General features: G+C 33.5%; 12 protein-coding genes. 6 read left to right on the top strand and 6 right to left on the bottom strand.

Features of this window, described 5'->3' with window-relative positions:
- Nucleotides 1–16: 16 nt before the first annotated feature.
- On the bottom strand, nucleotides 17–3826 hold the full coding sequence (locus B0A68_RS07115) for a T9SS type B sorting domain-containing protein (protein ID WP_035682555.1): 3810 nt from the start codon (nucleotides 3824–3826) through the stop codon (nucleotides 17–19).
- 465 nt (nucleotides 3827–4291) lie between these two features.
- Here B0A68_RS07115 and B0A68_RS24435 point away from each other — a divergent pair, with 465 nt between their 5' ends.
- A complete protein-coding gene (locus tag B0A68_RS24435; protein ID WP_165571326.1) occupies nucleotides 4292–4429 on the top strand; it encodes a hypothetical protein in 138 nt (45 codons plus the stop codon).
- 483 nt (nucleotides 4430–4912) lie between these two features.
- Here the strand turns inward: B0A68_RS24435 and B0A68_RS07105 are convergent, their stop codons facing one another.
- Both B0A68_RS07105 and B0A68_RS07100 read right to left on the bottom strand, forming a co-directional pair.
- A complete protein-coding gene (locus tag B0A68_RS07105; RefSeq protein WP_035682560.1) occupies nucleotides 4913–5974 on the bottom strand; it encodes a helix-turn-helix domain-containing protein in 1062 nt (353 codons plus the stop codon).
- Between the two features lie 21 nt (nucleotides 5975–5995).
- Nucleotides 5996–7048 (bottom strand): helix-turn-helix domain-containing protein, encoded by a 1053-nt coding sequence (locus tag B0A68_RS07100; protein WP_051892476.1) that lies wholly within the window; start codon nucleotides 7046–7048, stop codon nucleotides 5996–5998.
- A gap of 198 nt (nucleotides 7049–7246) precedes the next feature.
- Here B0A68_RS07100 and B0A68_RS07095 point away from each other — a divergent pair, with 198 nt between their 5' ends.
- The 3 genes from B0A68_RS07095 to purE are packed head-to-tail and all read left to right on the top strand — an operon-like array spanning nucleotide 7247 to nucleotide 9345.
- Nucleotides 7247–8401, top strand: a complete 1155-nt coding sequence (locus tag B0A68_RS07095) for a 5-(carboxyamino)imidazole ribonucleotide synthase (protein ID WP_035682561.1) — start codon at nucleotides 7247–7249, stop codon at nucleotides 8399–8401.
- Nucleotides 8402–8422: 21 nt separating this feature from the next.
- A complete protein-coding gene (locus B0A68_RS07090; RefSeq protein ID WP_035682563.1) occupies nucleotides 8423–8842 on the top strand; it encodes a hypothetical protein in 420 nt (139 codons plus the stop codon).
- Nucleotides 8843–8859: 17 nt separating this feature from the next.
- Complete coding sequence (purE, locus tag B0A68_RS07085; protein WP_035682566.1) at nucleotides 8860–9345, top strand: 5-(carboxyamino)imidazole ribonucleotide mutase; 486 nt, start codon at nucleotides 8860–8862, stop codon at nucleotides 9343–9345.
- Between the two features lie 185 nt (nucleotides 9346–9530).
- On the opposite strand, the gene B0A68_RS07080 is transcribed toward purE, so the two are convergent.
- A complete protein-coding gene (locus B0A68_RS07080; RefSeq protein ID WP_035682569.1) occupies nucleotides 9531–10199 on the bottom strand; it encodes a hypothetical protein in 669 nt (222 codons plus the stop codon).
- Between the two features lie 220 nt (nucleotides 10200–10419).
- Between B0A68_RS07080 and B0A68_RS07075 the strand changes: the two genes are divergently transcribed.
- A complete protein-coding gene (locus B0A68_RS07075; protein ID WP_035687901.1) occupies nucleotides 10420–12447 on the top strand; it encodes a M3 family metallopeptidase in 2028 nt (675 codons plus the stop codon).
- A gap of 149 nt (nucleotides 12448–12596) precedes the next feature.
- Nucleotides 12597–13256 (top strand): SanA/YdcF family protein, encoded by a 660-nt coding sequence (locus tag B0A68_RS07070; protein ID WP_035682571.1) that lies wholly within the window; start codon nucleotides 12597–12599, stop codon nucleotides 13254–13256.
- 31 nt (nucleotides 13257–13287) lie between these two features.
- Here B0A68_RS07070 and B0A68_RS07065 read toward each other — a convergent pair whose 3' ends face one another.
- Both B0A68_RS07065 and B0A68_RS07060 read right to left on the bottom strand, forming a co-directional pair.
- Nucleotides 13288–13638, bottom strand: a complete 351-nt coding sequence (locus tag B0A68_RS07065) for a type II toxin-antitoxin system HicB family antitoxin (protein ID WP_035682573.1) — start codon at nucleotides 13636–13638, stop codon at nucleotides 13288–13290.
- Between the two features lies 1 nt (nucleotide 13639).
- Nucleotides 13640–13882: a type II toxin-antitoxin system HicA family toxin gene (locus tag B0A68_RS07060; RefSeq protein ID WP_035682577.1), complete on the bottom strand. Its 243-nt coding sequence runs from the start codon at nucleotides 13880–13882 to the stop codon at nucleotides 13640–13642.
- Nucleotides 13883–13959 lie beyond the last annotated feature (77 nt).

The following is a 13959-nucleotide window of genomic DNA, read 5'->3' as shown; positions in this document are numbered from 1 at the left end:
ATTTTATTTTTTACAATTACCTTGTGATATAAATCCAGCCTTCTTTATCTGTTGTACCATCTCCATCTAAATCGATTTGATAGTAATATGAACTTGATTCCGGCAGTGATTGAGAATTGTTTTTGTAATGTCCGTCCCAATCGTTTTGGTAATTTTTAGCAATAAATACTTGTGTTCCCCAACGGTTAAAAACACGTACTACAGAATTTGGATGTCTTTCTATATTAGAAATAACCCAAGTATCATTAATTCCGTCCCCGTTTGGAGTAAAAGCTTGAGAGATATTCATTTGTTCAGAATCACATGCGTCACCAAGACCGTTATGATTTCTGTCTTCCTGATAAGGATTAGATACTAAAGGACAATTATCTGATCGGTCTGAAACTCCATCGTTATCATCGTCATCGTCACAATTATCTTTAATTCCGTCTGAATCATTATCTTCAAATGAATTTAAAACTGTAACTGTTGCGGTCCCTGTTGCTATATTTCCATTTCTGTCTCTAACTGTTAGAATAACCGTGTTGACACCAGCATTAGTACAATTAAAAGAAGATTTGCTTAAAGTGTATGCTGTGATTCCGCAAGTATCTGTACTTCCGTTATTAATTTCAGCTGCAGTTATAGAAGCATCTCCAGACGCATCCAATTCTACACTAATATTTCTAGTTATCACAATTGGCGCAGTAATATCCTGAACTGTTACTACTGCAGTTGCAGAAGAGGTGTTTCCGTTTACGTCAACAACTGTAAGTCTAACCGTATTAGCTCCAACATTTGAACAGCTAAAGGTTTGTGGATTTACAGTAATAGAAGCAATACCACAAGCGCTTGAACTTCCGTTATCAATTTGACCTGCTGTTATAGAAGCATTTCCTAAAGCATCCAATTGTACTGTAACATTCTTAGTTAAAACAACTGCTGCAATTTTACTTTCAACAGTTACAACTGCCGTTTTAGTAGAAGTATTTCCATTTGCATCTGATGCAGTCAATGTAACTGTATTTGCTCCAACATTAGCACAAGTAAATGTATTTGGAGAAACCGTTAAAGATGGGGTTCCACAAGAATCTGTTGATCCATTATTAACTGCAGCCGCTGTAATTGAAGCATTTCCTGAAGCATCTAATTGAACTGTAATGTTTTTTGTAAGTACTATTGGAGCAGTTTTATCCTCTATGGTAACTGTTGCCGTTGCAGATGAGCTGTTCCCGCTAGCATCTGTAGCTGTTAAAGTAACCGTATTGATTCCAACATTCGCACAAGTGAATGTATTAGGGAAAACAGACAGTGCTGGAGTTCCGCAAATATCTGTTGAATTATTATTAACATCTGCAGCTGCAATTGAAGCATTTCCTGAAGCATCCAATTGTACTATTATATTTTTTGCAGCAACAGTTGGTGCAATTTTATCTTCAACAGTTACTGTTGCAGTTTTTGTCGAAACATTATTATGAATATCTGTAATTTTAAGAGTAACTGTGTTTGCACCAAGATTTGCACAAGTAAACGATGTTACATCTAATTCTCTTGTAGCAATACCACAATTATCAGATGAGTTATCATCAACATCCGAAGCTGATATTGAAACAGTTCCTAACGCATCTAACGGAACTATAATATTTTTTGTAAGTACTGTTGGAAGAATATTGTCTGTTACCGTTACTGTTTGAGTCACAGCAGCAGCCACATTTCCGTTGGCATCAGTTACATTCCAGGTAATAGTTGTCGTTCCTACAGGATAAACGTCTGTAAGTAATTGTGCATCGCTTCTTACTCCGGTTGGTGTTCCAACGGAGCAATTGTCTGCAGCAGAAGCAGAAACCGAAACACTTGCGCCACAAGTACCTGCGTCTGCGTTTACATTTTTATCTCCATTTGCCGTAATAACAGGAATCTGATTGTCTGCTACCGTTACTGTTTGAGTCACAGCAGCTGCTGCATTTCCGTTGGCGTCAGTTACATTCCATGTAATAGTTGTCGTTCCTACAGGGTAAATGTCTGTAAGTAATTGCGCATCGCTTCTTACTCCGGTTGGTGTTCCAACTGAGCAATTATCTGCAGCAGAAGCAGAAACTGAAACACTTGCGCCACAAATACCTGCGTCAGCGTTTACATTTTTATCTCCATTTGCCGTAATAACAGGAATCTGATTGTCTGTTACCGTTACCTTTTGAGTCACAGCAGCCGCAGCATTTCCGTTGGCGTCAGTTACATTCCAGGTAATGGTTGTTATTCCTAAAGGGTAAACGTCTGTTAGTAATTGCGCATCGCTTCTTACTCCGGTTGGTGTTCCAACTGAACAATTGTCTGTCGCAGAGGCAGAAACCGAAACACTTGCGCCACAAATACCTGCGTCAGCGTTTACATTTTTATCTCCGTCAGCAGTAATAACAGGAATTATAATATCCTGAACTGTTATTGTTGCTTCTGCTGTTGAAACGTTTCCACTATTGTCGGTAACAAATAATGTTACATTGTGAATACCAATATCTGCACAAGTATAAGTTATTGAAGTTTGTTCTGATCCTACAACTGGTCCATAACTAAGCTGAACCGCTAAATTTTTTGGTGTTCCGCCGCAAGGATCACCAAACGTAGTATTATCGGCAACAATACTGCCGCTATTTTTTCCAATAAAAGCATTTGTCACTTCTAACGTACTATTACCAGAATTACAAAAACCTGGGATAAAACTTCCGCAAGTCCCATATGTAACACCATAACGAGCGTATAGAATGTTATTAAAAACGGATCCCGCAGGAGCATTTAAGCTTAAATTACTGCCTTCTCCAACAATACCACAAGCAGTTCCTGTAAATCCTGCAGCTGCTTTATAGTTTGCAATTCCACAATTATCGGTACTTCCATCATTTAGCTGACTTGCATTTACTATAACATTTCCAGCTGAACCTAACTGAACCGTAATGTTCTTTGCCGCTGCAGTTGGTTTTACATTGTCTACTCCTGTTCCCTGTACAGTAAAAGTATATGGGTTTTCATCTGAATCATCATTTGCAATACTAATCACTGCAGTTTGTAAACCTGTTTGTGTACAAGTAGGATTAAAACGAACCGCGAATGTCTCTGAACCTGAACCCGCTATAGTATTTGAAGCTGGCTGTGTTTGTACTGAAAAAGCAGTACTGCCACTTATACTTACGATAGGTGTTCCTGTTAACGATAAAGAATTCCCTCCTAGATTCTCTATTGTAAAAGTATGATCTAATGGAGTTCCTGGAGATACTGCTCCATAATCAGTAAGGTCGCCAGCAGTTGGTGTACTATCACCATTTGCAATAGAAACTGTGCCTCCTTTAATATTAATTTCAGGAATTGGACTATAATTTACAGTTACTCTTGCATAGACACCGGGATGACCTGGAAGAATCTCCAGACCTTCAAAACTTGACATCGCTTCTATATCTATTATGTTGACTCCTCCGGGAGTGTAATTTGACGGATTTAAAGTCCAGGTAGCAAGTGCAGAACTAATTGGACTGCAATCACACAAATTTGCAGGCGGAACTGACTGAGCAGATTGCAGCGAACCGTTAAATTTTACCTTATTATTACTTCCTACACCATTACAATTAACTGCATAATTCAGCTCTACAGTAATACTAGCTGGAATCAAATTGACTACTGATGTCCATTGTAATTGAAGAGAATTATTATTCGGATAAGCGTATCTAACTGTATAAGGGCTTGCGCATGTGGCTACATTTGGACCACAATTTAGTATATCATATACCTGCGTTTGTGCAAACACTGTAAAGGTTTGCATGAGGCTGATTATAATTATTAATAAAATGTTTTTTTTCATATTTATTGAGTTTGGTTTTTATGAATCTCTAGTTTATCATTTTGCAAAAAGCAATAAAATTCCTGTTCCAATTGTTTCTTACAATGGAACTTTATCTTGTCCTGAGACAAATTTTTATTTTATAAAAAGGAATTTAAAAAACTGCTGTAATACAAGTTGCCTTATTGGTGAGACAAATCAATGATAAGAGTTTTTTGAAAATTGCGAATATCATTCGCGGTGAAGAGTAGTTTTATTATCATATTGGATCGGTTAGTTTATCCGACAAAATTATATTGAAATAATATTGTGGAATAGCCCATTCGGACACATCGATAGCCCGAAACGACCAGCAGGATTTGGCATACAGGCCAGACTGTTCAAAACTTTATAAACAAGGATGTTAAAAACCTGAAAAACAATAAATTAAAAATAAAAACAGGTATAAATACGGTGTTAATTAAATCTTAAAAAAAAATCAATTGTATGCTGGAAAAATTAGAAAATTTCATCAAAAAGAAAGAATTTTACACAGCTAAAAAGCAAATTCCTAAAAGCTTTTCAAAAAAACTTTTAGGAATTCAATTAAAAACTTGCTTAATCGCAAAAAGTATCACAATTTAATTTTAAATGCGATAACTTAAAATCTTAAAATCAAAACCAGATGATTTAGTTTTGATTCCAGACTTAAACGGAGTGATTTCAATTTAACCAAAATTAGTTCGTTTTTAAAATTTATTTGTAATTGGTAGAGGGCGCAGCTTTAAATCATTTTTGGAAAATATGAAATAAAGCATTTCTTGAAAAATACGAAATGAATTCGTCAGGTTAAGGTAATTTTTTGTCATGTTTTTTAATTTAGAGTTAAAAACAAAAATATACGGAAATCTAATTGGTTACTAGCCCAATACGACATTTCGATAGCCCGTTACGACCAATATTTTTTTCTACAAAAAAAAGTAAATCAAAAGACAATATTTTAAAACATAAAAATCTAACAATCAATCACTTAAACATTAAATAAATAAAAACAAATTAACAACAAAAATACCGCCGAATGGTGGCGAAAAAATTATAAATTACAAAAAAGGAAGAATTTTACAGCGATTATAATCTGATTTCTGAAGGCATTTTTCCAAAACGGCTTTTAAAGTTTACTGTAAACTTGCTAGAACTCTTATAACCAGTCGCTAAAGCAATATGTTTGATCTGTAAATCTGTATTCTGAATCATCTGCATGGCGAGCAGCATTTTCTTTTCTTTATGATATTGTCCCATAGAAACGCCATGAACAGATTTAAATGTCAATTTGAGTTTTGTTGGCGAAAGACCTACTTTTTCGGCAATATATTCTACACCCAAAAATGGAGTAGTAATGTTGTCTAAAAGCAATTTTTCTGCTTTTGCAATTTTCCTGTAATCCAGAGTTTCCAACGGATTAAAATTTCCTATTCGCTGATCTAAAAAAGCATTTTTAAAAAAAGTACTTACCAATTGAAAAGTCTGTGTTTTTAAAATAGCTTTACTAAACAAATCCTGATTGTTCTTTTCCAGATTAATCAAAATTTCTTTAGACAATTCTGCAGCTCTCGGAACAATATCCTGATAGGTAATAAAACCTTTATCAGAATTTAGAAATTTTTTAATCTGATTGTCTTCCGGCAGCGCTCCAAAAGAAAAATTGTGTTCTGCCCATTCCCTGCTAAAGGCGTACAAATAAAATTCGCAGACAGAACCTTTATAGAAATAAGCACCAACTTCTGTTCCTGGTCTTTTAAACCCCCAATATTTACTAGAAAAAGGAGTTTTATCGGCAAATGTATTTTGAAGTTTTACTTCACTCTCAAAAACCGAAAAGGTAAGTGTATAATAATCACACGGAAAATCATTATCGTAGATAGCCTTGAGCATTACATTTTTTTTGAAAGTAATGCTTGTTGCAATAATCCAGAAGCCTTCTTCGATTTCCCGATAGCGCATAACACCTTTAGAAAAAGGATTATTTCTGTAAACGGCTTGTTCTTCTACAACATGTTTTACTGATGGAGAATTTACAATACTTTTTACAATAACTTCTGGGGAATTAGACAAGTAAGGCAGTTCAAAAAAACCATCCCTGTAGAAATTAATATTCTCTTTTATAAATTTAATCCACTTTCCTACATTCATATTTATAGTCCAATTTTAATTTTATCTAAAATCCGAAGGCAGTTCTCCATATCTTTTCTTAAAAGCTGCAGTAAATTTACTCGCACTTTCATAGCCTGTTATTACTGCAATTATTTGAATTTCAAAATCTGATTTTTCAAGTAATTGTTTTGCCAGAAGTATATTTTTTTCTTTGTGATATTGCAGCATCGAAAATCCGAATACGCTTTTAAAATTAGCTTTTAGCTTGGTTGGAGAAGTATTGACTTCAGAAGCAATTTTTTCAATCCCTAAAAAATTAGACTGCAGATTCTGCAAAATTATCCTCTCTGCTTTAGCCACAGTAAAGTAATCCAGATTACTAAGCGAAATATTATCCGGAATTCTACTGTCTTCAAATGCATTGTTAAAAAATGCTGTAATTAACTTCCTGCAGTTTTTTTGTAATGCCTCGATATTGACACTGCTGTTATTTTCAGGCTCTAAAATTTTTGATATTTTTTTTGATAGTTTATGAGCATTTGGAGCAATATCCAGCCAGGTATAAAATCCTTTCTGATTATTAAAAAAACGTTCCAGAACTCCCTTATCGCAAAATTTACCCGATTTTATATTCTTATGAACCCATTCCTTATTCATAGCAATATTAAAAAACTTGCCTTCTGTTTCTTTATAAAAATAAGTTGCGATCTCAGTATCGGGCTTATAAAAAGTCCAGCAAGTGCTCAACAAAATAATATTCTGATCTTGCTTTACAGGAAATTTATATTCGAAAACAGAAAAAGATAAAATGTAATATTCTTTTAGATGATCCTGAGTATAAGTCGCCTTTGCCAATATATTTTCTTTCATTTGAATATTGGTTTCCAAAATCCAGAAGCCTTCCTCCATTTTTTGATAGCGCATTTTACCTTTCCAAAAAGCATTATCTGTAGTAATCAGCTGTGTTGATGCTGTATGATTTATGATAGGCAATTTTATAAGGCTGTCAAGCATTACTTGTGGCGAATTAGACAAATACGGCAATTCAAAAAAACCATCTTTCAAAAGGAAAAGAAATTTCTGAATATGTTTGGCCCAATCATTTGTAGTCATGTAATTTACTGAATATATGGCGGTTAAAAAAGAGAACAAACCTAATAATTCGACTATTGAAAACAAAATATTACTTAAAATATTTATAAAAATGAAAAATCTTTTTTTTTAGCTTTAGAATATCAAAAATTGACAATTCTATACGCAATAAATTGGCAATTCTATTTTATCAAGTATCTTTGCAAAAACACAACACAAATGAATTATTTTTCTTCTGATTTTAAATTAGGAATATTAGGCGGAGGACAATTAGGCAAAATGCTTTTGTCTGACACCAGAAAATTTGACATACAAACCTACGTTTTGGATCCAAGCGACGAAGCACCGAGTAAAATTGCCTGCAATAAATTCTTCCAAGGTGATTTAATGGATTATGAAACGGTGTACAACTTCGGAAAACAAGTCGACGTTTTAACTTTCGAAATCGAACTGGTTAATCTTGAAGCTTTGACACAATTAGAAAACGAAGGTGTAAAAGTATATCCATCTCCAAAAACTTTAAAAGGAATTCAGAATAAAGGAGTTCAAAAAGCTTTTTATACCGAAAGTAATATTCCGACAGCTGCTTACTTAAGATTTGACAATCACGAACATTTGTCAAAATCAGTTGGAGATAATGAAATTACCATTCCATTTGTTTGGAAATGCACAGAATTTGGCTACGATGGAAATGGCGTAAAAGTAATTCGCCAGATTTCAGATTTAGATGATTTACCAAATGTGGAATGTATTGCAGAAACAATGGTTCCATTCAAAAATGAATTAGCTGTTATTGTGGTAAGAAATCCATCAGGAGAAATAAAAACATATCCGGTTGTTGAAATGGAATTCCATCCAGAAGCCAATCAGGTGGAATATGTAATCTGCCCAGCAAGAATTGACGAAAAAGTAGCCGAAAAAGCCAGAGCCATTGCTTTGAATGTTTCGGAGAAATTCAATCACGTAGGACTTTTGGCCGTTGAAATGTTCCAAACCAATGAGGATGAAATTTTGGTTAATGAAGTTGCACCGCGTCCACACAATTCTGGTCATTATTCTATTGAAGCAAGCTATACTTCACAATTCGAAAATCATTTACGCGCGATTCTGGATCTTCCGTTAGGAAATACCGACAGCAAAGTTGCCGGAATTATGGTCAATTTAGTAGGCGCCGAAGGTTATTCCGGAGATGTAGTTTATGAAAATATCGAAACTATTTTAGGCTGGGATGGTGTAACACCTCATATTTATGGTAAAAAGCAAACACGTCCTTTTAGAAAAATGGGCCACGTTACGATTGTTAATGAAGATATGCAAGAAGCAAGACGAATTGCAGAGGAAGTTAAGAATACTATTAAGGTGATTTCTCAGTAATATTTTCTAACTAGTAAATTTATGACGGTATTAGCGAGGATTGGACAAAAGCAAACAATATTTATATTTATGAGTATACTGATGATTTCACTATATTCAACATATATTTATCAGTCTGTTCAACCAGAAATTGAAATAAAAAAATTAATATCAGGAATCGTCCGTTTTTTTTTAACGATAGGTCTTCTTTATCTGATTTACATTGGTAAAAATTGGGCGAGAATATTAATAATTATTCTATTTACAATTGCTAACATAATTGCCTTAATAAGTTTATTTACAATTGAAGCACCTGTAATAAATAAGACTCCAATTATTGTTATGATCTTTATTTACACAATTTCAACTCATCATTTTACATTATCAAAGAGCTTTAAAGCTTTTTTTGAATATCAAAAAACAAAAACACAAATTAAACCATCAGTTTGCAAACCTGAATAAAATAAACAAAAAAACTAATGAGCAAAGTAGCGATTATAATGGGAAGCATCTCAGACATGCCAGTTATGCAGGATGCCATCGACATATTAAAACAATTTAATATTGAAGTTGAAGTAGATATCGTTTCGGCACACAGAACGCCGGAAAAATTATTCGATTTTAGTAAAAATGCACATACTCGCGGTATCTCCGTAATTATCGCCGGAGCGGGCGGTGCAGCACATTTACCTGGAATGGTGGCTTCAATGTCGCCGCTTCCTGTAATTGGAGTTCCGGTAAAATCAAGCAATTCTATTGATGGCTGGGATTCGGTTTTATCGATTTTGCAAATGCCGGGCGGCGTTCCTGTTGCAACGGTTGCTCTAAATGGCGCAAAAAATGCTGGAATTTTGGCAGCACAAATTATTGGAAGCCATGATAAAAAAGTGCTTGAAACTATTATCTCTTATAAAGAAGAATTAAAAGCTGCAGTAAATAAAGCTGCTGAAGGTTTAAATAAATAATATTATTTCACAGAGGAACACAGAGAAATCTGCAGAGATTCACTAAGATATTTAATTTATTATTGAAGAAAAACTTTGTAAATCTCTGTGACTTTCTTAGCGAGTCTTTGTGAAACAAAAAATACAACAGAAAGGCTTCACATTACACGAAGCCTTTGTTGTCTAGAATATTATCTGTTTAGAAATTACACCTCATCTTCAATTTCTTCCAAAACAGATTCAAATTCAGATTCTGTAATATCCTCTTTATTTATCCAATTCTCCGACGTAACTAAATTGTAATTAACATTATCCTCAGTTGTCAATTCCCAAACAATACCTTCTGCTTCTGGAAAGGGAATATTTTGAGAAATTTGATTTTCAAATAATCTTTTAATAAGATTTCTGTCAGACAATCCGTTATTCAATAATTTCAAAACATTTTCAGCTGTTAACTTTTGTGCTTCACCTTCGGTTGGCTGCAATGAAAAATGGACGATTGATGCTTTTGCATTTGGAAATTTTCCATTGTAAGCTTTAAAAAGCAATTGATTGACATGAAACAAAGTACCTTGCAGGTGTATTTCAGGATATTCCTCGCAAACTTTGTCAATTAACATATCATTCGATATCTGTCCAATCTGTCCGTCGCTTAAATGATCTCTTAGTTTATATTCTAAAACAATCTGAGCGGCTTCATTGGGTTCATAATCTGAAATAGCCATTTCTAATAATTCTGGCAAACTGCTTTTCTCTGCAGTCGCACCATCGGGATAATTAAATTTTCCCAGTAACTGAATAAAATCTTCATAAGACCAATATCCTTCAACCTCATTCACCGTATCGATATTCTTTATTACAACTTGATAATTCATCTTTTTATTTTTACAATTATGATTAGATTTTATAATTCTAACCGTATTTTTTCAATTTACGCTTTTAAAACTGCCCGCATGAATAAATAACATATCTATAACACAATTTAAGAGGATTTTATGCCTATAATCGATTTTGTTTAGACGATTAGATTTTTATAAATTGCTATCTTTGGATTTCAGAAAAATTACTTCAATTAATAAAAAATATTATATCATAATGAGTGTTTTACTTTCAAAATTTACTACCAAACATAATACAGCACCTTTTTCTCAAATTAAAATCGAAGATTATTTTCCCGCTTTTCAGGAAGGAATTGTTTTGGCCAGAGCCGAAATTGATGCCATCGTAAACAATCCAGAGGCACCCACTTTTGAAAATACAATTGTTGCTATGGATTTTTCGGGCGATATTTTAGATCGTCTTTCTAGTGTTTTCTTCAATTTGAATTCGGCAGAAACCAATGACGAAATGCAGAAAATTGCACAGGAAGTTTCTCCTTTACTTTCAGAATTCGGAAACGATATTACTTTAAACGCTGCTTTATTTGCAAAAGTAAAAGCGGTTTACGATCAGAAAGAAAGTCTGAACCTCAACCCGGAACAAACAACTTTATTAGATAAAAAATATAAGAGCTTTTCTAGAAACGGAGCCAATTTACCAGAAGAAAAGAAGAATAAACTGCGTGAAATCGACAAAGAATTATCTAAATTAAAGCTGCAATTTGAAGAGAATATTTTGGCAGAAACAAATGCTTTTGAATTGCATTTGACTGATCACAACCATTTAGCCGGTTTACCAGAAGGAACAATCGAAGCTGCCAGATTATTAGCAAAAAATCAAGAAAAAGAAGGCTGGATTTTTACTTTAGACCATCCAAGTTATGTTCCGTTTTTGACTTATGCGGATAATCGCGAACTGCGTAAAAAAATGGCGATTGCTTTTGGAGCTAGATCATTTCAGAATAACGAATTTGACAATCAGGAAAATGTGCTGAAAATTGCCAAACTGCGTTTTGAAAGAGCAAATCTTTTAGGCTACAAAACACACGCACATTTTGTTTTGGAAGAAAGAATGTCTGAAAGTCCCGAAAAAGTTTTTTCTTTCCTGAACGATTTACTGTCAAAAGCAAAACCTGCTGCTCAAAAAGAATTTGCAGAATTATCCGCTTTCGCGAAAGAATTGGACGGAATCGAACAATTAGAAAAGTGGGACGGAGCTTATTATTCCGAAAAGTTAAAAAAACAGCTTTTTAATTTAGATGATGAAAAACTTAAACCTTATTTTCAATTAGAAAAAGTATTGGACGGCGCGTTTACAGTGGCCCAAAAATTATACGGATTAACTTTTACGGAAGTTTTTGACATTGATAAATACCACGAAGAAGTTACAACGTATGAAGTAACCGATTCTGAGAATAATTTAGTTTCGATTTTCTATGCGGATTTCTTCCCAAGAAAAGGAAAAAGAAATGGCGCATGGATGACTTCTTTTAAATCACAATATGTAAAAGACGGCATAAACGAAAGACCACATGTTTCGAATGTATGTAATTTTACAAAACCAACAGAAACAAAACCGTCTTTATTGACTTTTAATGAAGTAACCACTTTATTTCACGAATTTGGACACGGTTTACACGGAATGCTGGCCGATACGGTTTATCCAAGTTTATCCGGAACTTCTGTTTATTGGGATTTTGTAGAATTACCAAGTCAGATTATGGAGAATTGGTGTTACGAGCCCGAAGCTTTGGCTTTGTTCGCCAATCATTATGAAACCGGAGAAATTATTCCGATCGAATATGTGCAGAAAATTAAAGAAAGTGCTAGCTTTCAAGAAGGTTTAGCAACATTACGCCAATTGAGTTTCGGATTATTAGACATGGCTTGGCACGGACAAGATCCTACAAGTATTACCGATTTAAAAGCTTTTGAAACAGAACAATTTGCCAACACGCAATTGTATCCTGATGTAAAAGAAAACGCGATGAGTACGGCCTTTTCTCATATTTTTCAAGGCGGTTATTCGTCTGGATATTACAGTTATAAATGGGCTGAGGTTCTGGACGCTGATGCTTTTGAATATTTTCAGGAAAAAGGGATTTTCAATCATGAAGTAGCGACAAAATTTAAAGATAATGTACTTTCAAAAGGAGGAACAGAACATCCGATGATTTTATACAAACGTTTTAGAGGTCAGGAACCAAAACCGGAAGCTTTGCTGAAGAGAGCAGGATTATTATAGATTTTCTTAGATTATTAGACTTCTTAGATCGTAGATTTTAAGATCTCAAAAAAACCGAAGTATTGCGCTTCGGTTTTTTAATTTATTTGACAAATTATAATTTTACTTTATCTTCACATTTTTAAATCTAAATCTTACAAAATAAAACAGTGAAAAAATATTTCAAAATCTTCCTTTACCTTGCAATTACTGGATTAATTGCCATTGTATCTGTAAATTATTATGTAAAATCTTCAACCAAGACCCGTATTTATTATTCGGTTAAAAAATTTCCTAAGAATGATGTGGGAATTATTTTTGGCGCGGGAATCAACGGAAATCAACCAAGCAAATATCTCAAAGACAGATTGGATGCAGGGATTTTATTATATAAAATGAAGCGCATCAATAAAATTTTACTTTCGGGCGATAACGGCCGTGATGAATATGATGAATTGACGGTAATGAAAAACTACTGTTATGAACATGGTGTTGATACCACAAAAATATTTATTGATTACGCCGGATTTGATACCTATTCTACAATGTATCGCGCAAAACATATTTTTAAGATTAAGAGAGCGACCTTAATTTCACAAAAATATCATTTAAACCGAGCCATTTATATTGGAAATAAATTGGGTATAAAATCTGTTGGGTTTTCTGCAAACAAAGGAGAATATCTGGGATATAATTATGTTTGTTTTAGAGAATATGGTTCTATTTTCAAATCCTTTTTTGACGTTTTGAGAAATCGTGAACCTAAGTTTTTAGGCGGAGAAATTAATATTAACGGAGAATCTAATTATTCTAAAGAAGACAAACGATAAATTAAAACCAGAAACATTGCTGTTTCTGGTTTTAATTTAAAATTTCTTCATGTTTGACAACATAAGACAACGCTTCCTTTACAATTTCATTTAAGTTTAATCCTTTCCTAGAGGCTAAAAGAGCTATTTTTTGATGTAAATCCTGAGGCACTCTCACATTAAAAGATCCTTTATAAATTTTATCTGGTACTCTATTCAATAATTTGCATGTCTCTAAATAATCATCAACAGCTTCCTTAAAGGATTCTTCTAATTCTGTAACTGAAGAACCTTCAAAGGTTACTAAATCATTTATACCTTGAATTTTTCCAAAGAATATTTTATCATCTGCAGAAAATTCCAATGTACCAATATATCCGTTATATTCTAAATAGTTTTTCATCTTACAATTCCAAATGTTCAATAATAATATCAAGCTGATATCCTTTCAAAACTTTTTGTGGATGTGGTTCGTGTAAACTTATAATCTCTTTATTTTTATTTACAAATTTTCTTCTCGAACCGCCTGTCTTTCCTTGTGAAATCTGTTTATAGCCAAAGTAGTTTAAAACTTTCAGCATTTCATCCCAAGAAAAATCTTTTGGTTTTGACTTTAGCTTTTCAATAAGTTTATCAATCTTACTCATACAAATTTATCATTAAATATTCAATATGTAACTATAATTTAGTTACATATTGAATTATAATGTATATATAAGAAAAA

The sequence above is a fragment of the Flavobacterium reichenbachii genome, assembly GCF_002217435.1.
Classification (GTDB): Bacteria; Bacteroidota; Bacteroidia; order Flavobacteriales; family Flavobacteriaceae; genus Flavobacterium; species Flavobacterium reichenbachii.
Note: the sequence above shows the minus strand (reverse complement) of the source record. Positions and strands in the feature narration are given on the sequence as shown.

Excerpts from the sequence above, each read along its gene's own strand:
- B0A68_RS07115 (WP_035682555.1), bottom strand. The coding sequence starts at position 3,826 with ATGAAAAAAAACATTTTATTAATAATTATAATCAGCCTCATGCAAACC.
- B0A68_RS24435 (WP_165571326.1), top strand. The coding sequence starts at position 4,292 with ATGCTGGAAAAATTAGAAAATTTCATCAAAAAGAAAGAATTTTACACA.
- B0A68_RS07105 (WP_035682560.1), bottom strand. The coding sequence starts at position 5,974 with ATGAATGTAGGAAAGTGGATTAAATTTATAAAAGAGAATATTAATTTC.
- B0A68_RS07100 (WP_051892476.1), bottom strand. The coding sequence starts at position 7,048 with ATGACTACAAATGATTGGGCCAAACATATTCAGAAATTTCTTTTCCTT.
- B0A68_RS07095 (WP_035682561.1), top strand. The coding sequence starts at position 7,247 with ATGAATTATTTTTCTTCTGATTTTAAATTAGGAATATTAGGCGGAGGA.
- B0A68_RS07090 (WP_035682563.1), top strand. The coding sequence starts at position 8,423 with ATGACGGTATTAGCGAGGATTGGACAAAAGCAAACAATATTTATATTT.
- purE (WP_035682566.1), top strand. The coding sequence starts at position 8,860 with ATGAGCAAAGTAGCGATTATAATGGGAAGCATCTCAGACATGCCAGTT.
- B0A68_RS07080 (WP_035682569.1), bottom strand. The coding sequence starts at position 10,199 with ATGAATTATCAAGTTGTAATAAAGAATATCGATACGGTGAATGAGGTT.
- B0A68_RS07075 (WP_035687901.1), top strand. The coding sequence starts at position 10,420 with ATGAGTGTTTTACTTTCAAAATTTACTACCAAACATAATACAGCACCT.
- B0A68_RS07065 (WP_035682573.1), bottom strand. The coding sequence starts at position 13,638 with ATGAAAAACTATTTAGAATATAACGGATATATTGGTACATTGGAATTT.
- B0A68_RS07060 (WP_035682577.1), bottom strand. The coding sequence starts at position 13,882 with ATGAGTAAGATTGATAAACTTATTGAAAAGCTAAAGTCAAAACCAAAA.